Origin of the sequence: Thiohalophilus sp., assembly GCF_046483665.1 — a bacterium.
In the GTDB taxonomy this organism is placed as follows: domain Bacteria; phylum Pseudomonadota; class Gammaproteobacteria; order UBA6429; family Thiohalophilaceae; genus Thiohalophilus.
The window spans coordinates 1-24460 of the sequence record NZ_JAWOCR010000021.1 but is presented as its reverse complement, the minus strand read 5'-3'; the positions used below and the strand labels follow the sequence as shown (position 1 = coordinate 24460).

At 57.8% G+C, this 24460-nt stretch carries 25 protein-coding genes and 1 tRNA gene; 5 read left to right on the top strand and 21 right to left on the bottom strand.

Features of this window, described 5'->3' with window-relative positions; all coding sequences use genetic code 11:
* Window positions 1-17 precede the first annotated feature (17 nt).
* Complete coding sequence (locus R6U90_RS05305) at window positions 18-218, top strand: hypothetical protein (protein ID WP_410351634.1); 201 nt, start codon at window positions 18-20, stop codon at window positions 216-218.
* 169 nt (window positions 219-387) lie between these two features.
* Here the strand turns inward: R6U90_RS05305 and R6U90_RS05300 are convergent, their stop codons facing one another.
* The 15 genes from R6U90_RS05300 to trmJ form a co-directional block, all read right to left on the bottom strand.
* Window positions 388-1419, bottom strand: a complete 1032-nt coding sequence (locus R6U90_RS05300; RefSeq protein WP_410351633.1) for a hypothetical protein — start codon at window positions 1417-1419, stop codon at window positions 388-390.
* Between the two features lie 26 nt (window positions 1420-1445).
* Window positions 1446-2159 (bottom strand): hypothetical protein, encoded by a 714-nt coding sequence (locus tag R6U90_RS05295; protein ID WP_410351632.1) that lies wholly within the window; start codon window positions 2157-2159, stop codon window positions 1446-1448.
* Window positions 2160-2241: 82 nt separating this feature from the next.
* On the bottom strand, window positions 2242-2679 hold the full coding sequence (locus R6U90_RS05290; protein WP_410351631.1) for a phosphate ABC transporter substrate-binding protein: 438 nt from the start codon (window positions 2677-2679) through the stop codon (window positions 2242-2244).
* 11 nt (window positions 2680-2690) lie between these two features.
* Window positions 2691-3821 carry a hypothetical protein gene (locus R6U90_RS05285; RefSeq protein ID WP_410351630.1) on the bottom strand — a complete coding sequence of 377 codons (1131 nt, stop codon included), beginning with the start codon at window positions 3819-3821 and terminating at the stop codon, window positions 2691-2693.
* 228 nt (window positions 3822-4049) lie between these two features.
* The gene (der, locus tag R6U90_RS05280; RefSeq protein WP_410351629.1) at window positions 4050-5444 is read right to left on the bottom strand and encodes a ribosome biogenesis GTPase Der; all 1395 of its coding nucleotides are present in this window, start codon (window positions 5442-5444) and stop codon (window positions 4050-4052) included.
* 45 nt (window positions 5445-5489) lie between these two features.
* The gene (gene bamB / locus R6U90_RS05275; protein WP_410351628.1) at window positions 5490-6686 is read right to left on the bottom strand and encodes an outer membrane protein assembly factor BamB; all 1197 of its coding nucleotides are present in this window, start codon (window positions 6684-6686) and stop codon (window positions 5490-5492) included.
* Window positions 6683-7357, bottom strand: coding sequence for a YfgM family protein (locus tag R6U90_RS05270; RefSeq protein WP_410351627.1), 675 nt, complete (start codon window positions 7355-7357; stop codon window positions 6683-6685). The genes bamB and R6U90_RS05270 overlap by 4 nt, the downstream gene beginning before the upstream one ends.
* Window positions 7358-7407: 50 nt before the next feature.
* A complete protein-coding gene (hisS, locus tag R6U90_RS05265; RefSeq protein ID WP_410351626.1) occupies window positions 7408-8688 on the bottom strand; it encodes a histidine--tRNA ligase in 1281 nt (426 codons plus the stop codon).
* A 142-nt stretch (window positions 8689-8830) separates the two neighbouring features.
* Window positions 8831-9286 (bottom strand): helix-turn-helix domain-containing protein, encoded by a 456-nt coding sequence (locus R6U90_RS05260; RefSeq protein WP_410351625.1) that lies wholly within the window; start codon window positions 9284-9286, stop codon window positions 8831-8833.
* 10 nt (window positions 9287-9296) lie between these two features.
* Entirely contained in the window at window positions 9297-10070 is a 774-nt protein-coding gene (pilW, locus tag R6U90_RS05255) for a type IV pilus biogenesis/stability protein PilW (protein ID WP_410351624.1), read from the bottom strand.
* Window positions 10067-11182, bottom strand: a complete 1116-nt coding sequence (rlmN, locus tag R6U90_RS05250) for a 23S rRNA (adenine(2503)-C(2))-methyltransferase RlmN (RefSeq protein WP_410351623.1) — start codon at window positions 11180-11182, stop codon at window positions 10067-10069. Before rlmN ends, pilW begins: the two co-directional genes overlap by 4 nt.
* Before the next feature lie 31 nt (window positions 11183-11213).
* A complete protein-coding gene (ndk, locus tag R6U90_RS05245; RefSeq protein WP_410351622.1) occupies window positions 11214-11645 on the bottom strand; it encodes a nucleoside-diphosphate kinase in 432 nt (143 codons plus the stop codon).
* A gap of 165 nt (window positions 11646-11810) precedes the next feature.
* The gene (gene iscR / locus R6U90_RS05240) at window positions 11811-12305 is read right to left on the bottom strand and encodes a Fe-S cluster assembly transcriptional regulator IscR (protein ID WP_410351620.1); all 495 of its coding nucleotides are present in this window, start codon (window positions 12303-12305) and stop codon (window positions 11811-11813) included.
* A 118-nt stretch (window positions 12306-12423) separates the two neighbouring features.
* Window positions 12424-13260 (bottom strand): serine O-acetyltransferase, encoded by an 837-nt coding sequence (gene cysE / locus R6U90_RS05235; RefSeq protein WP_410351619.1) that lies wholly within the window; start codon window positions 13258-13260, stop codon window positions 12424-12426.
* A 202-nt stretch (window positions 13261-13462) separates the two neighbouring features.
* Complete coding sequence (gene trmJ / locus R6U90_RS05230; protein WP_410351618.1) at window positions 13463-14248, bottom strand: tRNA (cytosine(32)/uridine(32)-2'-O)-methyltransferase TrmJ; 786 nt, start codon at window positions 14246-14248, stop codon at window positions 13463-13465.
* A 105-nt stretch (window positions 14249-14353) separates the two neighbouring features.
* Here trmJ and suhB point away from each other — a divergent pair, with 105 nt between their 5' ends.
* The 3 genes from suhB (at window position 14354) to R6U90_RS05215 (ending at window position 16419) form a co-directional block, all read left to right on the top strand.
* Complete coding sequence (gene suhB / locus R6U90_RS05225) at window positions 14354-15157, top strand: inositol-1-monophosphatase (RefSeq protein ID WP_410351617.1); 804 nt, start codon at window positions 14354-14356, stop codon at window positions 15155-15157.
* A 423-nt stretch (window positions 15158-15580) separates the two neighbouring features.
* Entirely contained in the window at window positions 15581-15841 is a 261-nt protein-coding gene (locus R6U90_RS05220; RefSeq protein WP_410351616.1) for a hypothetical protein, read from the top strand.
* Window positions 15842-16059: 218 nt separating this feature from the next.
* Window positions 16060-16419: a hypothetical protein gene (locus R6U90_RS05215; RefSeq protein WP_410351615.1), complete on the top strand. Its 360-nt coding sequence runs from the start codon at window positions 16060-16062 to the stop codon at window positions 16417-16419.
* A 129-nt stretch (window positions 16420-16548) separates the two neighbouring features.
* On the opposite strand, the gene secF is transcribed toward R6U90_RS05215, so the two are convergent.
* From secF to queA, 5 genes are all read right to left on the bottom strand, one after another.
* On the bottom strand, window positions 16549-17484 hold the full coding sequence (gene secF, locus R6U90_RS05210; protein ID WP_410351614.1) for a protein translocase subunit SecF: 936 nt from the start codon (window positions 17482-17484) through the stop codon (window positions 16549-16551).
* Between the two features lie 18 nt (window positions 17485-17502).
* Window positions 17503-19356: a protein translocase subunit SecD gene (gene secD, locus R6U90_RS05205; RefSeq protein WP_410351613.1), complete on the bottom strand. Its 1854-nt coding sequence runs from the start codon at window positions 19354-19356 to the stop codon at window positions 17503-17505.
* A gap of 59 nt (window positions 19357-19415) precedes the next feature.
* Entirely contained in the window at window positions 19416-19757 is a 342-nt protein-coding gene (yajC, locus tag R6U90_RS05200) for a preprotein translocase subunit YajC (RefSeq protein WP_410351612.1), read from the bottom strand.
* A 41-nt stretch (window positions 19758-19798) separates the two neighbouring features.
* Complete coding sequence (gene tgt / locus R6U90_RS05195; RefSeq protein WP_410351611.1) at window positions 19799-20914, bottom strand: tRNA guanosine(34) transglycosylase Tgt; 1116 nt, start codon at window positions 20912-20914, stop codon at window positions 19799-19801.
* Window positions 20915-21111: 197 nt separating this feature from the next.
* On the bottom strand, window positions 21112-22152 hold the full coding sequence (queA, locus tag R6U90_RS05190) for a tRNA preQ1(34) S-adenosylmethionine ribosyltransferase-isomerase QueA (RefSeq protein WP_410351610.1): 1041 nt from the start codon (window positions 22150-22152) through the stop codon (window positions 21112-21114).
* Window positions 22153-22240: 88 nt separating this feature from the next.
* Between queA and R6U90_RS05185 the strand changes: the two genes are divergently transcribed.
* Window positions 22241-22325: transfer RNA gene (locus tag R6U90_RS05185), tRNA-Leu, on the top strand.
* Window positions 22326-22494: 169 nt separating this feature from the next.
* Here R6U90_RS05185 and pgi read toward each other — a convergent pair.
* The gene (gene pgi, locus R6U90_RS05180; protein ID WP_410351609.1) at window positions 22495-24159 is read right to left on the bottom strand and encodes a glucose-6-phosphate isomerase; all 1665 of its coding nucleotides are present in this window, start codon (window positions 24157-24159) and stop codon (window positions 22495-22497) included.
* Window positions 24160-24460: the final 301 nt, after the last annotated feature.

Here is a 24460-nt window from a genome sequence, read left to right as displayed (position 1 = left end):
AACCTCCCCACGTTTTCATGTCCGGACAAAGTTTTTCTATTCCCGCCTGGGTCAACTGGATCGCACAGGATGCCAACGGCAACTGGTGGGGTTACAGTGCCGAACCTCATCAGCATGAGTGGGGCTGGTATGAAAACGAAGTCGGTGACTGCCAGCTTCTGGCCACGGATCAAGCCAATTCGAACTGGCGGGAAACATTACAACGCATCATGCATTGAAACATTTCCTGAAACCGAAGTTTGCCGGATAAACAGCAAATAAAAGGATCGCAGGCGGGCTTGCTGCAAAACAAGAACGAGATGCGAATTTACCGTGTCAATCGACAAATTCGCATCCGGATTCAGATTATCAAAAAGGGATGGCTATCCGCGAAAGAGATGGAAGGTTTCAGCGCTGATAATGCAGCCTGACATTGTCCCGGCGACAATAGAGGTTGGTCCGATCCGAAGCCTGGCAACGGGCCGTCAGTTGCGGTTCCTGCCAGCCCTGTTCCAGTTTCAGACCGTGCGGATCAGCCTGCACACCGCGTGAGCCCGCCTGATCCAGCTTGACTGCATTGTAGTTGTATCTGACCTGAAAACTGCCATCGGCATTGAACCCGGTCAGTGTTGCCTTGGTGGTATAGGTCACACGCATGCCGTTGATAACCCGCTGTTTTTCTGAAGAAAAACAAACCACTTCCGCATCCGAGGCGCTCAGGCAGTGAGTACTGGCAGAGGGCAGAAAATCAGCCGGTTGAGCCTCCCTTTGCCACTGGTTGTTCAATACCAGTTCGGCCAGATCGGGAATAGTGACGCGCCGGGTTGCTGCCGGTTTACTGGAGGTGGCCGCTGCCTGTTTTTGTTGCTTGGAGCTGGCCCGGGCCTTTTGTTCACGTTGTTTGCGCAGCGCGGCTTCCCGGGCGCGAGCAGCGGCCGCCGCCTGTTTACGTTTTTGCTCTTCGGCCCGGCGCTGCTTTTCGGCCTGTTCACGCTTGCGCTGCTCTTCTTTTATGGCGGCATTACGGCGCTTCTTTACCGCCTCCGCCTCCTCGGTACGGGCCAAGGCCGCCTTGTTCAAACGCTCGCTGGCCAGGGTGTTGCCGTTTTCCGCAGCCTGCCTGTAATATTCCATGGCCTGTTTGAGATCGGCTTCCATCCCCATGCCGTTTTCGTGCATTACACCGAGTTTATACTGGGCAGCACCATGCTGTTGTTCGGCGGCCTTGCGATACCACTCAAGTGCCTTGTTGATATCCACCTGGGTGCCGCGGCCTTCTTCGTAGGCATTGGCCACATAATACTGGGCATCGGCATCGCCCCGCTTGGCAAGAATCCTATCCAGCTTGAACTGGCCGGCATCCGCCATCAGCGGTGCGGAAAAACCCATTCCGATCACAGCGATTACCAGAACCAGCATCTTGTAAAAATAGTTTGTCATTCTCTACTGCCTGCTTTACGTGCGACTTATTTACAGATTGACATCACCCGGGCAGCCGGCCCCTTGCAGGGATCCGACTTGAAACGCTCGTCATTGGTTTCGACCTGGTCGGGTTGACTTTCTGTCGGCTCGGATTTCTTTGCCGCCCTGGCATTCGCCTCGGCTTGCTGGCGGGCCTGCTCACGGGCCTTGCGTCGGGCTTCGGCCTGGGCTTTTTGACGCGAGAGCTCTTTGGCCCGCGCCTCGGCTTCACGCCGGGCCTTTGCTTCGGCCTGTCGGCGTGCCTGTTCCTCGGCGCGCTGTTTGGCCTGGGCTTCTTCCTGACGGGCTTTTTGCCGGGCAGCTTCCCGGGCTTTACGGGCTTCTTCGGCCTTGCGTTCGGCCTCGGCGCGACGTTTTGCCTCCTCGGCCTTTCGCCGGGCTTCACGCGCTCGCTCGGCCTCCTGACTGGCGGCCTGGCTTTGCGCCTGTTGGGTACGCTTCACCCGAGCAATGGCCGCTTCGGCATCGCTATGCCCGGCGGCCCGGGCTTGGTCATACATTTCGAGCGCCTTGTCGAAACTCTGTTCGGTGCCCTGGCCCTGTTCATACATCTCGCCCAGCTTCATCATGGCGCCGGCACTGCCGTTGTTGGCCATCTTTTGCTGGAATGAAAACAGGCTTTTCAGCGGGTCGTCCTGCGCTATCGCGACACCACCCGGCAAAACGCCCAGCAACACAATTAAAAGATATTTTTTCATTCTCGAATAACTTCGCCAGCAAGATTAAACAATCGATTGAAGAAACGTACCGGCCCTCGATAGAGGGCCGACAGAACAACGATCAGGGTATGATCAGTACCACGTTGACACTCTTGTCGAGGTACTTGCCATCGATATAACCAATGGCACCCGGATTACGGGCCACCCACTCTTTCACGGCTTCATCGCCGGTGATTACCCGGGGTGGTTTGCCCTTGCCGGTGAACTTGAGTTTGGACCAGTGGCGATTGACTGCACTGGCCGACTTTCTGACCACCGCCTTGTAGAACTTCTCACGGATCGGGCTGTTGGCGGACTGATCCACCGGTTTAGCCGACACCCCGTTGGGAAAGCTTTTGCTGTTGCCCATATAGATATCGGCGACCTGTTCCCGGGAGACGCCGATTTCCTTGACGCCGGAATGGGTGATGACAGCAATCTCCGCCAGGGCGGTCTGAACACCGGCCAGCAACAATACGATAACCGCCGTCTTGCTAAAGACATTCTGTAACTTGCGCATGAGACTCTCTCTTAAAAAATCGTATCGAAGGTAACGGTATAGATATTGCCGTCTTCCACGGTGCCTTTATTGAACAGGCCGTAGGTTCCCCCGGACGAGTTCGCTTGCGGCTCCGCGTTCATGATTTCAAATTTGACCGCGGAGGCATCCCCCACTTCGGTGCGCAGTCCCAGGGCCACGGACTCCTGAACCTGGGCGACCTGCGATTTGAAATCCCCTTCGTCGATTTTGGCGTAAGTCACATACGGCAGGAAGCGATCCACCCGGTAACCCAGAGTCAGGTAATAGGCTTCCTGATCGGGAAAGGCGGACTGCATTTCGGTGGTATCCTCGGTATCGCGCACGATGTATTCGCTGTAGGCCACCATGTCGTTCCAGTCGATGGTGAAGCCGACCGAACCGAAAGAGCCTGACTCCTCGATCAGACCAAAAGACGAGGCACTCACGTCCGTCTCGTAATACCCCAGTCGGAACGTGCCAATGTCGCCGGAGACCGAGGCATTGATCCCGCGTGAGTTCGGGGTTTCAAAACTGACGGAATCCCCCGCGGAAACCTCAGTACTATTATCCCCGACTTGAGGCAGAACCCGCGCCCCGTGCGTCCCGTTACCGACATATATCTCGAACAGGTAGCGCAGATTACCCACGTTTTTCTGCCAGATGAGATCCAGCCCGCTCAACGCCTCGATCGGGTTGGTGCTGTAGACTTCCAGCGGCGGCCGCACCCAGGGATAGGCGTAACCGACGTCCTTGTAGTCGGAAACCATATAGAACGGGCCCTTGTATTTACCCATCCGCAGTTCCAGCTCATTATTGAAATGGTAGGAGGCATAGGCCCACTGGGTGTCGATATCGTAGTTATCGGCGCCACCCTGGGCGTGCAGAACCACGGTCATATCGACCTTGTCGGAGACCGCGGTGGAGAACTGCAGGCCGATATCGTTATCTTCGGTGTCGAACCGGGCGGTATCGTCCGCCAGTTCAAAATAATAGGGAACCGATGCGCCGGTCGTGGCGTTTTCGCTGTCGCTATAGGTGCCGGCGAAAGAGGCATAGCCGCTGACCATGACTTCCACCGCCTGGACCGGCAGTGACGCGCACACCAGCAACCCGCCCGCCAGGGCAAGAATTTGCTTGTTCATTATTGTTCTCCCATGTGTGTATCCGGGACGGCCCGTTAATCGAACAAGAGTGCGAGCCGTCGGATGGTAATACCAAAATGGTATGACCCCAAATCGGCGTTCATTCTAGCGAAAGGTTGCTCAGAATTAAACCAGAATCAACGGGGATGGAACAAAAGGCAGCGAAATATTTGCCGGCATATCACCGGGTTAGGGTTTACCCTGAGTTATAACATTGCCGTAAGCGGGTTATTTGCCCCGTTTGGCGACGAAGCGACGCAGACGCTGGCGCTTGTGCACCTGGCGGGCGGTAAGTTTGTTTTTCTTGCCGGCGAAGGGATTGTCGCCGCTGCGAAGTTCCACCTGCACCGGGGTCCCTTCCAGGTTCAGATGTTTCTGAAAGCCCTTGATCAGATAACGCCGGTAACTGTCCGGCACGGAGGCGGTCTGGTTACCGTGGATCACGATCACCGGCGGGTTCTGCCCGCCCTGATGAGCAAAACGCAGCTTGATACGTCGACCGCGCACCAGCGGCGGCGGATGAGCCTCAACCAGATCGTGCAGTAACCGGGTCAGGGCGGCGGTGGAGAGCGTCCGGGTGGCCGATTCGTAAGCGGTGTTAATCGACTCGAACAGGTGCCCGACATTGGTGCCATGCAGGGCCGAGATAAAATGCACTTCGGCAAAACCGAGAAACGGGAGCTTGGCCTCCAGCTCGCGCCGGATCCAGTCACGCTGCTCCTGTTCCAGGCCATCCCATTTGTTGACCGCCAGCACCAGTGCCCGACCGGACTCCAGCACAAACCCGAGCAGACTGGCATCCTGTTCGCTGATGCCCTGGTGGGCGTCGAGCAGCATCAATACCACGTGGGCATCCTTGATAGCCTGGAGGGTTTTGATAACACTGAACTTTTCGACCACTTCCCTGACCCGGCTGCGGCGCCGCACCCCGGCAGTGTCGATCAACACATAGGCCTGCTCGTCACGTTCGAAAGGCAGATAGAGACTGTCCCGGGTGGTGCCCGGCATATCATAGGCCAGCACCCGCTCCTCGCCGAGAATCCGGTTGACCAGGGTCGACTTGCCCACATTGGGCCGACCGATGATCGCCACTTTAATGCCGGCCGGCGCTTCCTCCGGTAACGTCCCGGCCTCGGGCAGGCTCTCCAGCACCGTATTGATCAATGGTTTGACCCCGCGTCCCTGGCTGGCGGCGATGGCATAGGGCGGCCCGAGGCCCAGAGCGTGGAACTCGGCATTGACCAGATCGGCATTGCGGCCGTCGGCCTTGTTGACCACCACGAAAACCGGCTTGCCCGTTTGCCGCAGGCGCTCGGCGATCTGTTGATCGTCCGGCATCAGCCCGGCATGGGCGTCGACCAGAAACAGCACCACATCAGCCTGTTCCACCGCCAGCCAGGCCTGACTGGCCATCAGACTGTCGAGGGTGTCTGCCTCGCCACTGAGCCCCCCGGTGTCCACCACGATATAGGGTTTGTCGCCCAGTTTGCCGTCACCGAACTGGCGATCGCGGGTCAGGCCCGGCTGATCGGCCACCAGCGCATCGCGCGAGCGGGTCAGGCGATTGAACAGGGTGGATTTGCCGACATTGGGACGACCGACGAGAGCGATGACCGGTTGCATGGACGTTCCTGAATCAGAGGGCTGGCAAGTTGAAAGGCGACACCGTTATTCGGCCCGCCCGAAGGCCGCCAGATAACCTTTGCGATCCACCGCGATAACCCGCTCGCCGGCCACCAGCGGTCGGGTCAAGATGTTGTTTTCCTTGCGAAAAGCGGGATCGTAATCGTCGTATTCATCGGTCATGAGATAGAACCCGGCATTGATTCGGGCCCGTCCGGCCAGCTCCCCGCTTTCGCGCAATAACCAGTGCAAATAGCCGTCGTAATCGGCCACGACCAGATAGGGCCCATCCAGTTGCGGGCGGGTAACCCCGCGACGCAGCAGCTTGTCCTGGCGCCACAGAGTGGCGCCATTACGTCGGTTCAGCGCCAGTACCTGACCCTTGCTGTCACTGAGATAAATCCGGTAATCGTCCACCGCCATGCCGGTATAGGAGGACATATCCCGGGCCCACACAATGCGCCCCGAACTGATATCGACCGCCGCCAGCCGCCCCTGATAGGACACAGCATACACCACGTCCCCGACCACCACTGGTTCAGCATCGATATCGACCATCCGCTCCAGTTCAGTCTTGCCCGAGGGATAGCTGATCGCCGTCTCCCAGAATACCGAGCCGTTGCTCAATACCAGGGCGCTGAGGCGACCGTTATCGGAGCCGGCGATCACCAGATCGTTGGCGATCACCGGTGCGCTGTTGCCCCGCAGGGTCAGCGACGGCACGCTGCGGTCGTAGACCCAGCGGCGCAGACCAGTGGCAGCTTCCAGGGCAAACAGCTTGCCGTCGTTGGTCCGCGCTACCACGGTCCCGTCGGCCACGGCCGGCCGCGCGATCACTTCGCTGGAGACCTCGACGCGCCAGATGATTTCGCCATCATCGGCCGACAGTGCGACCACCTCGCCCTGACGGGTGCCGAAATAGAGATGACCGTTGTAATACACTGCGCCGGTGGCCAGCTCCAGGCCGGTCTGGCGTTCCCAGATCCGCTTGCCGGTGGCCAGCTCGAAGGCTTTGATATAACCCTGGTAATCGGCCGCATAGCCTGTCTGTTCGTGGTGGCGAACCGGCAACTGCAGAAATTGGTCCCCGACTCCACGACCGGCCTGTGTCGACCAGAGGCTCTCGATTCGCACCTCCGGCTCAGCAAGCGGCTGCAACTCGCGCGGCGGCTTGAGATTGGCGGAACTGCCGCAGGCGTTCAATACCAGCGCGGCGCCGATCATCAGCAGCAATGCCCTCACGGCTGCACCTCGCTATTCTGGATCTGGTCCGGAGCCCCGCTGTCGGAAGACAGTTCAGCCAGTTTCATTTCCAGCAGCTGCCGGCGCAGCGGCTGGTCGGCCTCCCGCAGGGCCGTTTGATAGTGAGTTCGCGCCCCGGCTGGCTGCGCGCGGGCCACGTCAATATCCCCACGGATTTCGGCATAGATTGACGCGTAGCCCTCTTCATCGACGCCGTCGAGCAGGGCCGCGGCCTGCTCTGTCTGCTCCCGGGCAAGCAGCAGGCGGGCCAGTCGCTGGCGGGCCAGATGCGCGTATTCATCGGTCTTGCTGTTTTCCAGCGCCCAGCGCAGATGGCCTTCAGCACTGTCGGCCTCGCCGGCTTCCAGTTCCAGCCGGGCCAGGTTCAATGCTGCCAGAGTGGCATACACCGTCGAGCTATACTCATCGGTCAGAGTCTCGCCCTGCTCCAGCGCCTGTTGCCGGTCATCTGACTGTACGGCCATCATCACCTGACTGTAGAGCTGCGAGGCTTCCTGGCGGCCCTGGGCCTGGGCGTCGAACCAGTAACGTATCCCGACAATCCCGCCGATACCCAGTACCACGCCGGCGATGACTGCCCGGCCGTTTTCCGCCCACCAGTCCTTGATCGCCTGGATGGTTTCTTCTTCGCTGCGTTCAAACTGTGCCATTTATCTCTTCCCGTCGTTTGCCAAGTGCCCTGCGTTCGCCTGTGCCGATCTCAGGCCAGGTCGAATTCACGGCTCAGGAAATCTCCCAGCGCTTGCCGGGCCAATTGTTGTTGCGGTGTGTCGCCGCGCAAATCCTTGATCGTCACGCTCCCGGCCGCCAGTTCCTCTTCACCCAGAATCAGCGCGTAACGGGCGCCGCTGCGATCCGCTTTTTTCATCTGGCTTTTGATGCTGCCGCTGCCACAATGGACCTGCACACGTAATGCCGGGGCGCTGTCGCGTAATTGCTCGGCCAGTTGCACGCCGGCAATCTCGGCCTGCTCCCCGGCCAGCAACAGATAGGCGTGGGGCTGATACGGTGTCTCATCGAAAGGATGCTCATCCAGCAAGGCCACCAGCCGTTCCATCCCCAGGGCAAACCCCATCGCCGGGATCGGCTTGCCCCCCAGTTGCGCCACCAGACCGTCGAAGCGGCCGCCGGCACAGACAGTGCCCTGGGCGCCGAGTCGATCAGTCACCCATTCAAACACGGTTCTGGCGTAATAATCGAGCCCGCGTACCAGCCGCGGATTGACCCGGTATTCGATACCCACCGCTTCCAGCAGTTCCCGCAGGCGGGCAAAATGCGCGGCCGACTCGTCATCCAGGTGGTCCTGCAGGCGCGGCGCCGCTTCGATCAGTTCCTGCATCTCGGGGTTCTTGCTGTCGAGGATACGCAGCGGATTGCTGTGCAAGCGACGCTGACTATCCTCGTCGAGCTGTGTCTGATGGGCAGTGAAGTACTCGACCAGCACATCCCGATAGGCCCGCCGTGCTTCGCTGGTCCCCAGCGTATTGAGTTCCAGACGCACATCATCGACCAGGCCGAGCTGCTTCCAGAGCCGCGCGGTAAGCATGATGAGCTCGGCATCGATATCCGGCCCCGATAGCCCGAAGACCTCGACCCCGAGCTGGTAAAACTGGCGATAACGCCCTTTTTGTGGTCGCTCGTGGCGGAACATGGGACCGGCATACCATAGCTTCTGCGTGCCCTGGTTCAGCAGGCCATTCTGGATACCCGCGCGCACACACCCGGCGGTCCCCTCCGGGCGCAAACTCAGGCTGTCGCCGTTGCGATCCTCAAACGTGTACATCTCCTTTTCGACGATGTCGGTCACCTCGCCAATGGAGCGTTTGAACAGTTCGGTCTTTTCGACGATAGGCAGGCGGATCTGCTGATAGCCATAAGCGGCCATCAATTCGCCGAAGCGGGCCTCCACAAACTGCCAGCGCGGGGATTCTGCCGGCAGAATATCGTTCATGCCCCGGATTGCCTGGACTGGATTTGCCACGTTGATATCCTGTGCGGGTTGTCGGGCCGAAAAGTCTCTTCCGGCGCTGAAAAACGGCCGCCATTATACGCGATTCGGGTCGGGATGAGGCGAGGGATCGACGCAAATTATGCGCCGGGACAAACACCCTGCGCGAAACGGGTCAGCGGGAGGACGACAGGCCGAGGTCAAACGGCAAGGGGAGGCTGAAGAACAGCCCGGCCAGTCCCGTGAGGATCAACACGATTAACACCAGATAAAGCCAGCCCCGATGTCCGCGTGCGCCCAGCCGAACCGGTTTGTCGTAATCGATATTCTCGGGAAGCAGTTCATTGGTCTCGGCCCGTTCGATCTGGACCGCCGCGACGATTTCGTTCTCCGGCAACTTCAGCAAGCGGGCATAACTGCGCAGATAACCGAGAACATAGGTTTGCCCCGGCAAACGGGCGTAGTCGTCCTCTTCCAGGGCCTGAATAATGGTCACTTCCTGATGCAACTGACGGGCCGCCTCTTCGCGGCTCATTTGACGGGCTTCGCGGGCCTCGCGCAAACGCTTGCCGGGCCACATGCGCGGTTCGGCGGGTGGCATTTCCGGTTGTTGTAACGCCTCCCGCTCCATGTTCGCTCCTTTATAATTTGCCCTGACGCTCGAGTTTTCTCAGCTTGCGGGCTTCACTGGAATCGGGAAACTGTCCCTTGAGTAAGATGGCATATCTGGCCACCCGGTTTCTGTTACCTGTTTGGCGTTCCAGCAAAATAGCCAGCCACAGGCTCGCGGCGTTATGCTTGCGCCGTTCCAGGAACTGTTCCAGATATTTGCGAGACTGTGTGTACAGACTCATATCGAAGGTCAGTCGGGCCATGCCCAGATTGGCCGTGGGTAGTTTGGGATCCAGGCGCAGAGCCTGCAGGTAATATTCCTCGGCCCGCTTGAGATTGTTCTGACTTTCGGCGCACTGGGCCATGTTCTCGTAGATGCTCGCCTTGCCCGAATAGACCGGATCCTGAAGCGCCTTGTCGAAATAACGATCCGACTCGGCATATTTTTCCATGTCACAAAGCAAGACCGCGTAATTATTCAGCAACGAGGGATCATTGGGGGTGATATCCAGCGCCTGCCTGAAATGGTCCTCGGCTTTCTGCGGTCGATCAACGCGACGATACAGCTCACCCAGATAGTGATGGGCCCGGGCATTATCCTCATTTTGCTGGATCGCTTTTTGCAGCTTGCCCATGGCACGCTCGTTATCGCCCTGCTGCATGTATCGGACACCCAGCTCGGCATTGAGATCGGAAGCGCGCAGCAACTGTTCTTGCGACAGGTCCGGTTTACCGGTCGTACTGCAGGCGCCCAATAGCAGCACCGGCACCAGAAACAGTACATAGCGCAGGCCTTGTGTCATGTTCCCATCCTGTTGATTGGTATCGGCTCACTCACGCGGCGAAGCTTGCGTTTGGTTTTATCCAGCACCTTGCCGGCCAACTGGCCGCAGGCCGCATCGATATCTTCACCCCGGGTTTTGCGGGTGACGGTCATCAACCCTGCTTCCATCAAGATATCACGAAAACGGTTGATGGTGGCAGTATCGGAACAGCGATAGTCGGTGCCGGGGAACGGATTGAACGGGATCAGGTTAATTTTGGAGGGGATATGGCGCAATAACCGGATCAACGCCCGGGCATGCTCGGGACTATCGTTAATGCCATCGAGCATGACGTACTCAAAAGTAATCTTGCGCCGTGAGTCATCGACAAGATAACGCTGACAGGCAGCCATCAGTTCACTGATCGGATATTTACGGTTAATCGGCACCAGCTGATCGCGCAGTTCATCATTCGGTGCATGCAGCGATACGGCCAGGCTGACATCACTGACCTGTTTGAGGCGATCCAGCGCCGGGATTACCCCGGAGGTACTGAGCGTCACGCGTCGTTTGGACAGGCCATAGGCGTTATCTTCCATCATAAGGTTCATGGCGCGCACGACATTGTCGAAGTTGAGCAACGGCTCGCCCATCCCCATCAGGACTACGTTACTGATCGTCCGCTGCTGACGCGGAATGGCGTGCAGGCGCCGGTTGGCAACCCACAGCTGGCCGATGATCTCGGCAGTGGAGAGATTCCGGTTAAAGCCCTGTTGCGCGGTCGAGCAGAAGGTGCAGTCCAGTGCACAACCCACCTGGGAAGAAACACACAGGGTGCCGCGATGATCTTCGGGAATGAACACCGTCTCGATACAGTTGCCGTTATCCACCTGCAACAGCCATTTGACGGTGCCATCTTCAGAACGTTGTTCACTGACCACTTGCGGCGGGCGAATCTCCGCCACCTGATCCAGTTTTTCGCGCAACCCCCTGGCCAGATTGGTCATGGCATCGAACTCATCGACACCAAACTGATAGATCCATTTCATCACCTGGGTGGCACGAAAAGCCTTCTCGCCCTGTTCGGCGAAAAAGGCCTGCAAGCCGGCTTGATCCAGATCCAGCAGATTGACTTTATCGTGCTCGTTCAAAGTGATAAATACTCCTCGGGTACGCGCCGTATCAGCGGGTGCGCGGACAGATTTCGTCGTCCTTGAAGAAGAAAGCGATTTCCGCTTTGGCGGTTTCGGGGGCGTCGGAACCATGGACCGCATTTTCATCCACGGTCCTGGCAAAGTCGGCGCGAATGGTGCCCGGTGCGGCATCCTGCGGATTGGTGGCGCCCATCACTTCGCGGTTTTTGGCAATGGCCTGCTCGCCTTCGAGCACTTGCACCATGACAGGACCCGAGGTCATGAATTCAACCAGTTCGTTATAAAAAGGGCGTTCCTTGTGCACGGCATAGAACTCACCGGCCTGCTCCTGGCTCAGGTGCAGCATCCGGGCAGCGATGATTTTCAAACCGGCTTTTTCGAAGCGGCTGTAGATTTCGCCAATCACATTCCTGGCGACAGCATCGGGTTTGATAATGGAAAGCGTACGTTCAACGGCCATGCACAGTTACTCCTGAATCAGGTTAGCAAGATAGCATAAACCCGCACGGGGCGCGGGTTTAAGTCAAAATGGTAAAATGAAATTTTATCCCCATGCCGGGGGCACAGGCAATCCACAGGCGTGGCCGAAAAGGCGACGCCCGGCGCAGCCGGGCGGAGCAGGCACTCAGTTCCCGGAAGCGACCTTGCTCTGTTCACCCTGGGGCGAGTGGAAGGTCACCTGCTGCTTGCGTTCCTGACGGGCGGCCACTTCCTGGACACCCTGACGCTCGACCAGTTGCCCCAGGCTGATCCCCTTGAGGAAGTCGTGGATCTGCTCGCTGAGATCGGTCCACAATTCGTGGGTCAGACACTGCTGATCTTCCTGGCAGTTGGAGAGGCCACCACAACGGGTGGTTTCGACCTTTTCATCCACCGCGGTAATGACATCGGCCACTGCCACTTCATGGGCATCCCGGCTCAGACGATAGCCACCGCCCGGTCCACGGGTACTGTCAACCAGACCGTTTTTGCGCAGCTTGGAGAATAATTGCTCCAGATAGGAAAGAGAAATCCCCTGGCGCTGGGAGATATCCGCCAGCGTGATCGGACCCTCTTTATAATGCAGCGCCAGATCCAGCATGGCGGTAACGGCGTAGCGGCCTTTGGTTGTCAGTCTCATTGCTCAATCCTGTCTCGTAATGTGGGTTTACCATCAACGTTGGGCTAACTTACCAAGCCCTAGTATTTTAGTCAAGAATCTGAGGCCGCTTTATGATCGATTTTTAACCTTAATATAGTTATGTCTTTTCGGGCTTGTCGGGCTCTTCGCCCGGCTCGGCGCCGGCGGCAAATTCATCGGCCTGCTCCAGATCCCGGGCACTGATATCGCAGGTACCGAGATCGGGCAGCTCCACCTCCTCCATTTCCATGCCGAGAGTCTTGAGGGAGTGACACATATTTTCCATCTGCTGGTCCATGGCATGAATGTGATCCAGCATGCAATTGATCGCATTGGCCACCGGGTCGGGCATGTCCTGGGTCGTGCCGTAGGCATCGAAACCAATCTTGGCCGCGAAAGCCTTGCGTCGCTCGTCCTCGGGTCCCGGTTCCTGACCCGTTTCCGCCCGAGTCACGACGCGTCCGGGAACTCCGACGACTGTTGCCCCGGCCGGCACATCCTTGACCACCACGGCGTTGGAGCCGACTCGTACGCCTTCACCCAGAGTAATGGGCCCCAGCACCTTGGCACCCGCGCCCACCACCACATCATTGGCCAGAGTCGGGTGCCGTTTGCCTTTTTGCCAGGTTGTCCCGCCCAGGGTGACACCGTGATAGAGCGTGCAGCCATCGCCAATCTCGGCCGTCTCGCCGATCACCACGCCCATACCGTGGTCGATAAAAAAATGCCGGCCGATTCGCGCCCCCGGATGGACCTCTATTCCGGTCACCCAGCGCCCCAGATTGGAGAGCAACCGAGCCAGCCATTTGAGATGATGGGTCCACAGGGCGTGGCTGAGTCGATGCAACACCACCGCATGCAGCCCCGGATAGGTCGTCAGCACCTCGAAGGTATTGCGCGCGGCAGGGTCTCGCTCGAACACGCACTGGATGTCTTCTTTGATCCGTTTGAACATAATCTGTTTACCGACACAGGTCCTGTCTGTACATGCTGTTAATCTCTCACCAGGATGCAGAGCCCGCCGGCTTTGGAAATAGCCGTGTCCCGCTATCGGGCAATGCGCTGGATTGATCGTCTACCGCAAAACGAACATTTCACTTGTTGTTCTCTACGGCTCTGCGCCTCGGTGAGAACATGACCGATTAAAGACTTTACCACTAACGCTCTGATTCTTCAGTCTTTGTCTGCGCCAGTTTTTCCCGGGTAGCACTGAGAATACCGCGCAGGATATTGATCTCCATCCGATCCAGTTCGGCACGACCAAAGAGCCGGCGCAGACGACGCATGATCTGACGTGGCGCGCTGGGCTTGAGAAAATCGAGCTCAGTCAGGGTCTGTTGCAAATGGTCATACAACTGTTCCAGATCCCCGGCCGTGGCCCGCGGCTGATCACTATGAAAGCGGTTATCCCGCCGACCCAGTTGATCCAGCAGAGTCATACGCAGCTCATAGACCAGTACCTGGACAGCGGCGGCGATATTCAGTGAACTGTATTCGGGATTGGCCGGGATATGCACCAGATAATTGCAACGGTCCAGTTCCTCGTTGGACAGACCGTTGTTCTCACGCCCGAACACCAGTGCCGCCTCCGCCGATTCGGTCGTGTCCAGCACCTGTTCGGCCGCGGCCCGGGGATCCAGCGTTGGCCAGGGGATACTGCGCAAACGGGCACTGGTGCCCAGCACCACAGCACAGTCGGCCACCGCCGCATCCAGAGAACTGACTACCCGTGCCTGCTCGAGTACATCGGTGGCACCGGAAGCCCGCGCTCGTGCCTCCCCGCTGGGAAATTCTGCCGGATTGACCAGCACCAGTTGTGTCAGACCCATGTTTTTCATTGCCCGGGCCACGGCACCGATGTTGCCCGGATGGCTGGTATTGATCAGCACCACCCGTACCCGCGCCAGACGGGCGTTGAGGTCATCGTCCTGCTTTGCCGACATTGCAAATCATCCTGTCAGTTTGAATTGAGCCTGTTACAATAGCGCACCTTGACGTCCGGCGCCGCCGGCGTTTTGTTCTTTGGCAACCGGATAAGGAAGACACCTGTGCACCCGATGTTGAATATCGCGGTTCGTGCGGCGCGTGAGGCGGGCAATATCATTGCCCGTAACGCGGACCAGATCGACACCCTGACTATTACCGAAAAGACCGACAACGATTTTGTCAGTGAAGTCGACCGCCGCGCCGAGCAGGTGATCATTCGTACCCTGCACAAGGCCTATCCGAACCACAGTATCCTCGCCGAGGAAAGTGGCAGCCATGCCGGTAACGACTATGAGTGGGTTATCGATCCGCTCGACGGCACCACCAACTTTGTTCACAACTTTCCGCAATATGCAGTATCTATTGCCCTGCGGCACAAGAACCGGCTGGAGCAGGCAGTGGTCTATGATCCCCTGCGCGAGGAGTTATTCACCGCGAGCCGGGGCGAAGGCGCCCAGCTTAATGGTAAACGCATCCGGGTCACACCCCGGCGCGGCATCGAAGGTGCCCTGTTCGGCACCGGCATTCCGTTTCATGAGGCGCATATGCCCTACATGGACGCCTACCTGCAGATGATGCAGGCGCTGATCCCCGGCAGCGCCGGGATTCGCCGCGCCGGCTCGGCCGCACTGGATCTCGCCTATGTGGCGGCCGGCCGCCTGGACGGTTTCTGGGAATACGGTCTCAACAGCTGGGACATGGCCGCCGGCGTCCTGCTCATCGAAGAGGCCGGCGGACTGGTCGGAGACTTCAGCGGCAACGCCAACCACATGAAAAATGGCAACATCGTCACCGCCAACCCGCGCCTGTTCAAGGCAATGCTGCAAAAAATCCGCCCCTTCGTGCCCGACGACCTGAAAACCTGAATAATCTCCTCTCGCCAAGTCGCAGAGCTCGCAACGTAACCCTTTCGTCCTCGGCGTCTTTGCGCCCTGGCGAGAGAATAAATTTTCTTGCCATAGAGCCCCTGCCACTGCCGCAGGCTATAGCTCTTCCTTAACAAACCTGTGTAACCGCTAGAACGTAGGTCACGCTGGCCGATAGCCTGCGTGACATCTGGCTAGTGGGAGAGTCTCAGGTAGCGCGATGCGCAACCTGAGCTACGATACGGTATTGCCTGGATAATATTTATTCATTCTTTGCGATCCTCTGCGCCTTTGCGCCTCTGCGTTAAGATCTTTCTTTCCCTGCGGGGAGCGGAAATATTTCAAATCCCCCCTTCAATATCCCGCAACGTGTCCGCTATTGGGACAGGCCCATTCAATTCATGGACACAGACGGCGGCAGTGATGGCGCAGCCCAAACGCAACAACAACGGAAGCAAGGCCCTGGAGATCACGATGTGTGATGTCCTCGATGCTCTGGAGGAGTCAGCCAGTTATTTCGGCTATCAGCCCGGACTGGATGATATGGAGATCCTCTCCATTGAGGCCCCCGCCCCGGATCCGTATCTGCAGCGTGCAACGCCTGCTACCGTGCACCCCCTGCCCGGGGCCGAACGCAGTGCGGATATTGTCGCTTATCTGATGCGGCGCGAATCGGCCGCCTGAGGGGCCCCTGTTACAGCGCGCTTTCCCGTCCCGAGTCTTTCATTCCCTCATCGGCCGATCTCGACAGGGAGGGTATTATCTCCCTGACAAGGGGGGTTTTATTCCCTGTTTACCCTCTGTCGATGCAAAATTCATTTGACCGTCATAAAAAATTCATGCTTACTAGTCAGTAACCTTACGTTACACCAGCATATTCCACAGGAATAGTCAGGAGGGGGATGGTGAAACGCAGTATTCTTGCCTTGCTTGCACCGCCGGTCGCGGTCTGCCGTTATGGTTGTGCCGGCTGTTGCGCCGCGCCGATCGCCGTGTTCTGGATTGCCGGCATTAGCAGTATCGTTTACGCCTTTTTCGGTGGCCCGCTCGCCACGGAGGGTATCAGTCTCGGTACCCTGGCTCTGGGTGCGGCACTATGGGGAATCGCCTCAATCTGGGCGGAAACTGTCATCAAGAGCGTCGAACAGGATGAAAACGATCCCGAATGCGAAGTGCGCGGCAGCACTGTCTGCCGTATGGTCCGACCCCGGGTCGACGAACACGACCCCATGGAAGACGTCAAAAAATTCCATTCCCGCTAAAAACAAAAAGCCCGCAACCGCGGGCTTTGTCAATTTTGAATGTTGAATGTTGAATTCGCGGCAGGCCATAAGAGCCTGCCATCCGATTCAGATCAAACTCAAAATCCAACATTCAGAATTCAGAATTAATCAGAGCTCCTGACCGGGTTGGTCGACGCCCTCTTTTTCCACCGGGATCAGGTTCGTGCTGTTGATGTTCAGTGCCAGCGCGGTTGAGCTTGCCACGTAAATGGAAGAGTAGGTCCCGATGACGATCCCCACCAGCAAGGCAGCCGAGAACGAATGAATCAGTTCGCCACCGAGGAAAAACATCGCCAGCACGACCAGCATGGTCGTCATGGAGGTCACCACGGTACGTGACAGGATCTGGTTCAACGAGGTATTGATGACCTCCGCGGGCGGACTCTTGCGCATGCGCAGGAAGTTCTCCCGAATGCGATCGAACACCACGATAGTGTCATTGAGCGAGTAACCGATCACGGCCAGTACGGCCGCCAGCACCGTCAAATCAAATTCCATTCCGGTAACCGAGAAAAAGCCGATCACAATGACCACATCATGGATCAGTGCCGAGATGGAACCGACGGCAAAGCGCCATTCAAAGCGCGCCATGACATAAATCAGGATAAAGGCCAGCGCGATAATCATCGCCAGGCCACCATCGTCACGCAATTCATCACCGACTTGCGGGCCGACAAACTCCTGCCGCCGCATCTCGACCGAGTCATCCTCTGCGCGCAACACCTTGAGAATCTCGTCGCTCAACATGGCCGTGACCTGTTCGGCCTGGGGGGCCAGCCGAATGACGACATCCCGGGAACTGCCAAAATGCTGGACTACCGCGCTGTCGAAGCCGGCATCCTCCAGCGCCTGGCGAATCTGTCCAAGTTCCTTCGATTCACTGTAGCCAGCCTCCAGCAACGTCCCGCCGGTAAAATCCAGACCAAAGTTCAACCCGCGCGTGGCCAGCGAGCCAATGGCAATGATCAACAGAGTCACTGACAGGATTAACGCATAACGACGTTTATCGACAAAATTATACCGGGTGTTCTGAAAAATCTGCATGACGCGATTCCTGTTGCCCTAGATAGACAGTTTGCGCAATTTCTTGGCGCCCACCGAAAGATTGACAATCGCCCGGGTTCCCATAATCGCAGTGAACATGGAAGTGAGAATTCCGATGGACAGGGTAATGGCGAAGCCCTTGATGGGCCCGGTACCAAAGACAAACAACACTACCGCGGCGATCAGGGTGGTAATGTTGGCATCGGCTATGGTCGACAGCGCCTTGGCATAGCCGGAACTGATCGAGGCCTGGGGCGAATTACCATTTTTCAACTCCTCGCGGATACGCTCGAAGATCAGCACATTGGCATCCACCGCCATGCCCACGGTCAGGACAATTCCCGCGATTCCGGGCAGGGTCAGCGTGGCCTGCAACAGGGAGAGTACCGCCACGATCAGCACCAGGTTCACCACCAGTGCCACATTGGCCACCAGACCGAAACCGCGATACCAGAAGGCCATGAATGCCAGCACCAGAATCATGCCGATGATAACCGAACTGGTACCCTGCTCGATGTTGTCCTTACCCAGGCTTGGGCCGATGGTGCGCTCCTCGATAATCCGGATCGGCGCGGCCAGCGCGCCGGCGCGCAGCAACAGGGCCAGATTACGGGACTCTTCCGGCTCCAGACCGGTAATCTGGAATCGATTACTGAAGACACCCCGAATCGTGGCGACGTTGATCACTTCCTCGACCTTGCGGTTGACGACCTTTTCTTCGCCGTCTTCGCGAATGATTTCCGGCTTGTATTCGATGAACACCACGGCCATCGGTTTACCGATGTTCTGCTTGGTGGTGCTGGCCATGCGGCTGGAACCGGCCCCGTCGAGATTGACAAACACCGCCGGGGATCCGGTTTCCTGGTCGAAACCGGAGGTGGCATTGGTAATGCGCTCGCCGGTGATAATGACCCGTTTTTTCAGCAAAATCGGATCCCCGCTGCGTTCCTCGTAAAGCCGTGAGCCAAACGGTACCCGGCCCTGCAGGGCTTCACGGACATCGTTTTCCACATCCACCAGGCGAAACTCCAGCGAGGCCGTGGCGCTGATCACGGTTTTCACCTGGGCGCTGTCCTGCACGCCGGGCAATTGCACTACGATGCGCTCATCGCCCTGACGCTGCACGATTGGCTCGGCGACCCCCAGCTCATTGATACGGTTACGCAGGGTCGTGATGTTCTGCTTGACCGCCGCCTGTTTGATTTCAGTAATCGCATTTTCCGTCAATGACGCCAGAAGATAATAGGCACCGTTCGATTCGCGCTCGCGCAATTGCAGATTACGCCGTTCCCGGCTGATAGCCGCATCGGCCGCTTCGCGTACGTCGGCATCAGGAAATCGCAGTTCAATCACCCCGTCCTGCTGGGTGACCGACTGATAACGCACTTTGGCCTCGCGCAGGACCGTACGCAGCTCATTGCCCAGATTCTCATAGGTCTGTTCCATGACCGTTTCAGTATCCACTTCCATCAAAAAGTGCAGACCACCGCGCAGGTCGAGTCCCAGATACATGGGCAACGCCCCCAGGCCAGACAACCAGCCCGGCGCGGCCGGCGTCAGATTCATCGCCACCACATAATCGTCGCCCAGGTTCTCGCGCAGCAAATCGTTGCTTTTGAGCTGCTCATCCACATCGGAAAAACGAACCATCAACCCGGTTTCATCCAGCGTGATCCGCCGATAATCAATTTCATGTCCTTCCAGCAGGTCGCGCACGCGGTGCTGGGTCGAACTGTCCACCGCCGCGCCCCGATTGGCCGATATCTCGATCGAAGGGTCGGTGCCATAGACATTGGGCAGCGCATAGATCACTCCCGCGATCAGGATCAGCAGGATCAGAAGATATTTCCACAATGGGTACTGATTGAGCATGAGACTCGATTCCGAATTGAGGCGACGGCCGCACCAGGCGGCCGTAAAAGCGTTCGACGTTACTCTTTATTGATGGTCTTCAGGGTGCCCTTGGGCAGGACATTCACGACCGACTGCTTCTGTAACTTGACCTCGACATTGTCGGCAAGTTCCAGATTCACGTATTCGTCCCCCACTTCGGTGACCTTGCCGGCCAGACCGCCGTTGGTCACTACTTCATCCCCCTTGGACAAGGCCGAGACCAGATTACGGTGTTCCTTGGCACGTTTTTGCTGCGGACGAATCAGCAAAAAATAGAATATGACGAAAATCCCGATAAAGAAAATCAGCTGCGACATGATATTGGGTTCTTGGGCTGCCGGCGCCGCCTGCGCCATGGCATCGGAAATGAAAAAGCTCATAATCTCTGTCCCTTGTCGTTTTGGAGGTTTGAGGCCCGCTATTATGACATAGCCGGCACAGCTTGCGAGCGTTTGGTGTAGAAATCGGCGACGAACTGTTCCAGCTGGCTGGCCGCAATCGCCTCGCGCAGCTGCGCCATCAGGTGCTGATAGTAGTGAAGGTTATGCAGGGTATTGAGCCGGGAACCGAGGATCTCACCGGTTTTGTCCAGATGGCGCAAATAGGCCCGGCTGTAATGCCGGCAGGTGTAGCAATCACAGCCCGGATCAAGCGGCCGTGTGTCGGTGCGAAACTGGCTGTTGCGAATGCGCAGCAGCCCCGTGGAGGTAAAGATGAAGCCGTTGCGGGCGTTGCGGGTCGGTATCACGCAATCGAACATATCGATGCCCCGGCGTACCCCCTCAACCAGGTCTTCCGGCTTGCCCACCCCCATCAGATAACGGGGCGTGTCGACCGGCAACCGCGGGCCCAGAAAATCCAGAATCCGCAGCATATCTGCCTTCGGTTCACCCACCGACAGCCCGCCGATGGCATAACCGTCAAAACCGATCCGGGTGAGACCATCCAGCGATGCCTGGCGCAGCGATTCGTACATCCCCCCCTGCACGATACCGAACAGGGCAGATGGACTATCGCCATGCGCCGTCTTGCAGCGTTCGGCCCAGCGCAACGACAGCTCCATTGAAACCCGCGCTTCATCCTCCTCCGCCGGATAAGGCGTACATTCATCAAAGATCATGACAATGTCCGAGCCCAGCGTGCGCTGTACCGCCATGGATTCCTCGGGACCCATAAAGACCTGATTGCCATCTACCGGAGAGGCGAAATGAACGCCCTGTTCGGAAATCTTGCGCAACTTGCCCAGGCTCCAGACCTGGAAACCGCCCGAGTCAGTCAGAATCGGCCCCTCCCAGTGCATAAAATCATGCAAGTCACCATGCGCTTCGATCACCCCGGTCCCCGGGCGCAGCATCAGATGGAAGGTGTTGCCCAGCACAATCTCCGCGCCCAGTTCGCGCAATTCCTCCGGCGTCATCGCCTTGACCGTGCCGTAAGTCCCCACCGGCATAAACGCCGGCGTCTCCACCGTCCCGCGCTCGAAACTCAACCGCCCTCGTCGGGCCTCGCCATCGGATTGCAATAATTCAAATTTCACCGAAAATCTTCACTCTATTTAAATGCTCTGGAAAAATAACGCGGAGTTCGCAGAGGCGCGGAGACGCAGAGAAAATAATTTTGAATTGTGAATGGAAGCCGTCCCCTGAAATTCAAAATTTAGAATTCAAAATTCAAAATTATATTTTCACACACTCCGCGCCTCTGCGTCTCCGCGCCCTCTGCGTTGAATATCCATCACTCACTACGAGTGAGGTACATCGCATCACCGTAGCTGAAGAAGCGGTAGCGCTGTTCGACGGCGTGGCGGTAGGCGCGCATGACGTTGTCGTAGCCGGCGAAGGCGCAGACCAGCATCAGCAGGGTCGATTCGGGCAGGTGGAAGTTGGTAATCAGCCCGTCGACGATCTGAAATTCATAGCCCGGATAGATAAAGATATCCGTGTCACCGGTGAACTGTTGCAGTTGCCCGTCGCGTGCGGCGGATTCCAGACAACGCACGCTGGTGGTGCCCACCGCGATCACCCGCCCGCCCCGCTGACGGGTCTGTTCGACCTGCTGACAAACGGTCTCGTTTACCTCGACCCATTCGGCGTGCATGTGATGTTCGCGAATATTCTCCACCCGCACCGGCTGAAAGGTGCCGGCGCCGACATGCAGGGTCACCCAGGCGGTCTCGATCCCCTGCCGGGCCAGCTGGGCCAGCAGGGCCTCATCAAAATGGAGTCCGGCAGTGGGGGCGGCCACTGCGCCGGGGCGTCGGGCAAACACGGTCTGATACCGCTCCCGATCCGCCAGTGCATCAGCTCGACGGATATAGGGTGGCAGCGGCATGTGTCCCAGCTCGTCCAGTATCGCCAGCAGAGTGCGTTCGGGATCGTCACGATCGGTGAGCCGCAGACGAAACAGCTCTCCCTCACGCCCCAGTACCGTCGCACTCACGCTATCGCTCAAATGCAGTGCCGTGCCCGCCCTGGGGCTTTTGCTGGCGCGCACGTGAGCCAGCAAGTCAGTCTCATCCAGCAACCGCTCGACCAGTACCTCGATCTGCCCGCCGCTCGCCTTGTGCCCGAACAACCGTGCCGGAATCACCCGGGTATCGTTCATCACCAGCAGATCGCCGGCCTGCAGCAACTCTAGCAAGTCCACAAACTGCCGATCCGCGATCTCCCCCGTGACGCCATCCAAGCACAGCAGACGACTGTCCCGTCGCCGGGCAGCGGGAACCTGGGCGATCAGCTCCTCGGGCAGATCAAAATGAAAATCCTGGCGTCGCATGGCGGCGCATAGTAGCAGATTTGAACGCGTTCGACGCCAAAACGCCCTTACAACCGCGGCCCGATTTGCCTATAATGGCCGCCGCAATGGCGCTCTGGTGGAATTGGTAGACACGCGGCACTCAAAATGCCGTGGGGCAACCCGTCCCGGTTCGAGTCCGGGGAGCGCTACCATCTACAACACAGGGACGAGTTACGAGGGCCGAGGGCCGAGTAAACAAACCTCCCTACCCTCCATTGATTCCTAAATTATCCGTTAATGTAACGCAGCGTGACCTGGCAATATAACAGAGTTGGGCGCAATCGCTTTTCCTCGTCCCTCGTAACTCGTCCCTCGGCTCTGTTACTTGTCTGGACGCAATCCCTTGTAGTAGTTGATCAGGCCGTTGGTCGAGGCGTCGTGACTGTCGATGGAGTTGCTATCTTCCAGTTCGGGCAGGATTTTCGCCGCCAGTTGTTTACCCAGTTCCACCCCCCATTGATCGAAGGAATTGATATTCCAGATCACGCCCTGCACGAAGACCTTGTGCTCATACAGGGCGATGAGCCGTCCCAGAGTGCGGGGATCGAGGGTGCGAAACAAGAGCGTATTGGTCGGTTTGTTGCCCGGAAACAGGCGATAGGGTAACAGCCGTTCGATCTCCGCTTCATCCAGTCCCTGAGCCTGCATATCGGCGCGTGCTTCGGTGTCGGTCTTGCCACGCATGAAGGCTTCGGTCTGGGCAAAGACATTGGACATCAGGGTACGATGATGATCGCGTATACAATGCAGACTGGTAATCGGCGCGATAATGTCCGCCGGAATCAGTTTGGTGCCCTGATGCATCAGTTGATAAAACGCATGCTGGCCGGTGATCCCCAGCTGGCCGAACAGAACCGGTCCGGTCTCGTAATCGGTAATCGGGTTACCTCGACGATCCACGCTTTTGCCGTTGCTTTCCATATCCATCTGGCGCAGATAATCAGGCAGGTATTTGAGATGCTGATCATAGGGCAATACAGCATAGGTCTGGGCGCCCAGAAAGTTGTTATACCAGATACCGAGCAAACCCAGAATCACCGGCATATTCTGTTCCAGTGGCGCACTGCGAAAATGGCGATCCATATCGCAGGCCCCCTGTAACATGGCCTCGAAATGATCCATGCCCACCGAAATGGCGATACTCAGGCCCACCGCCGACCACATGGAATAGCGGCCACCGACCCAGTCCCACATGCGAAAAATATTGGACTCGGGAATGCCGAACTCCACGGCCGCCGGAACGTTATCACTGACCGCGATAAAATGACGTTCGATCGTGCTCTCGTCTCCGGCGACACGGCGGAACCATTTACGCGCGGTTTTGGCATTGACCAGGGTATCCTGCGTGGTAAAGCTCTTGGAGACGATAATAAACAGAGTGGTTTCGGGCTTGATCGACTCCAGCGTGTCGAGAATGTGATTCTCGTCGACGTTGGAAACAAAATGCATGCGCAGATCGTGGATGGCATAGGGCCGCAGGGCCTCGCAGGCCATCACCGGTCCCAGATCCGAACCGCCCACCCCGATATTCACCACGTCGGTGATCGGCTGGCCGGTATAGCCCCGCCACTGACGGGAACGGACGGCATCACTGAGTTCGCGCATCTGCGCAAGTACCGCCCGGACCTGGGACAGGACATCCTCCCCCTCGATCAGGATGGGATCCGACTCGGGATCGCGCAGCGCTGTGTGCAGCACGGCACGCTGTTCGGTATGGTTGATCATCTCGCCGCGGAACATGCGCTCGATCCAGGTCGGCAATTCGCACTGCCTGGCCAGTTCCAGCAACTGCTCGCGTATCTCGTCGGTGATCCGGTTTTTGGAATAATCCAGCAGCAAATCATCCAGCGCCAGGGAAAACCGGGCAAAACGACCCGGATCGCTGTCGAACAGCTCGCGCATATGGACCGATTCGATGGCTTCAGCTTGGCGCTGCAGAGCCTGCCAGGGCGGCAGGGCGGTACGGGATTCGGGGGCAGAGTCCATTGGCATACCTGTCATTATTCGTAATAATTCATTGACTTACGGTGGTAATAAAGATACTAACACGCTGCACCGGCAAGGCAACCCTTGTAAATTTCCGTGTAAGATCACATAGAAAATATTACGTCAAGGAACACACTCACCGCTTTGACGGCTATAATGTGCGGTCATTTTGCAACCGATACACAAGCAGCGGATATGACGGCAGAAAAAACTTCCTCGCAAGACGGGACCCGTCTTCAGACCGGCAAACGGCCTGTCAACGACAAACCGTTACGTTCCCGGGTTAAACTGTTTGGCAATA

Coding starts and splice junctions, on each gene's coding strand:
- R6U90_RS05305 (WP_410351634.1), top strand. CDS start 18: ATGTCCGGACAAAGTTTTTCTATTCCCGCCTGGGTCAACTGGATCGCA.
- R6U90_RS05300 (WP_410351633.1), bottom strand. CDS start 1,419: ATGACAAACTATTTTTACAAGATGCTGGTTCTGGTAATCGCTGTGATC.
- R6U90_RS05295 (WP_410351632.1), bottom strand. CDS start 2,159: ATGAAAAAATATCTTTTAATTGTGTTGCTGGGCGTTTTGCCGGGTGGT.
- R6U90_RS05290 (WP_410351631.1), bottom strand. CDS start 2,679: ATGCGCAAGTTACAGAATGTCTTTAGCAAGACGGCGGTTATCGTATTG.
- R6U90_RS05285 (WP_410351630.1), bottom strand. CDS start 3,821: ATGAACAAGCAAATTCTTGCCCTGGCGGGCGGGTTGCTGGTGTGCGCG.
- der (WP_410351629.1), bottom strand. CDS start 5,444: ATGCAACCGGTCATCGCTCTCGTCGGTCGTCCCAATGTCGGCAAATCC.
- R6U90_RS05270 (WP_410351627.1), bottom strand. CDS start 7,357: ATGGCACAGTTTGAACGCAGCGAAGAAGAAACCATCCAGGCGATCAAG.
- R6U90_RS05260 (WP_410351625.1), bottom strand. CDS start 9,286: ATGGAGCGGGAGGCGTTACAACAACCGGAAATGCCACCCGCCGAACCG.
- pilW (WP_410351624.1), bottom strand. CDS start 10,070: ATGACACAAGGCCTGCGCTATGTACTGTTTCTGGTGCCGGTGCTGCTA.
- ndk (WP_410351622.1), bottom strand. CDS start 11,645: ATGGCCGTTGAACGTACGCTTTCCATTATCAAACCCGATGCTGTCGCC.
- iscR (WP_410351620.1), bottom strand. CDS start 12,305: ATGAGACTGACAACCAAAGGCCGCTACGCCGTTACCGCCATGCTGGAT.
- cysE (WP_410351619.1), bottom strand. CDS start 13,260: ATGTTCAAACGGATCAAAGAAGACATCCAGTGCGTGTTCGAGCGAGAC.
- trmJ (WP_410351618.1), bottom strand. CDS start 14,248: ATGTCGGCAAAGCAGGACGATGACCTCAACGCCCGTCTGGCGCGGGTA.
- R6U90_RS05220 (WP_410351616.1), top strand. CDS start 15,581: ATGGCGCAGCCCAAACGCAACAACAACGGAAGCAAGGCCCTGGAGATC.
- R6U90_RS05215 (WP_410351615.1), top strand. CDS start 16,060: ATGGTGAAACGCAGTATTCTTGCCTTGCTTGCACCGCCGGTCGCGGTC.
- secF (WP_410351614.1), bottom strand. CDS start 17,484: ATGCAGATTTTTCAGAACACCCGGTATAATTTTGTCGATAAACGTCGT.
- secD (WP_410351613.1), bottom strand. CDS start 19,356: ATGCTCAATCAGTACCCATTGTGGAAATATCTTCTGATCCTGCTGATC.
- yajC (WP_410351612.1), bottom strand. CDS start 19,757: ATGAGCTTTTTCATTTCCGATGCCATGGCGCAGGCGGCGCCGGCAGCC.
- queA (WP_410351610.1), bottom strand. CDS start 22,152: ATGCGACGCCAGGATTTTCATTTTGATCTGCCCGAGGAGCTGATCGCC.
- pgi (WP_410351609.1), bottom strand. CDS start 24,159: ATGGACTCTGCCCCCGAATCCCGTACCGCCCTGCCGCCCTGGCAGGCT.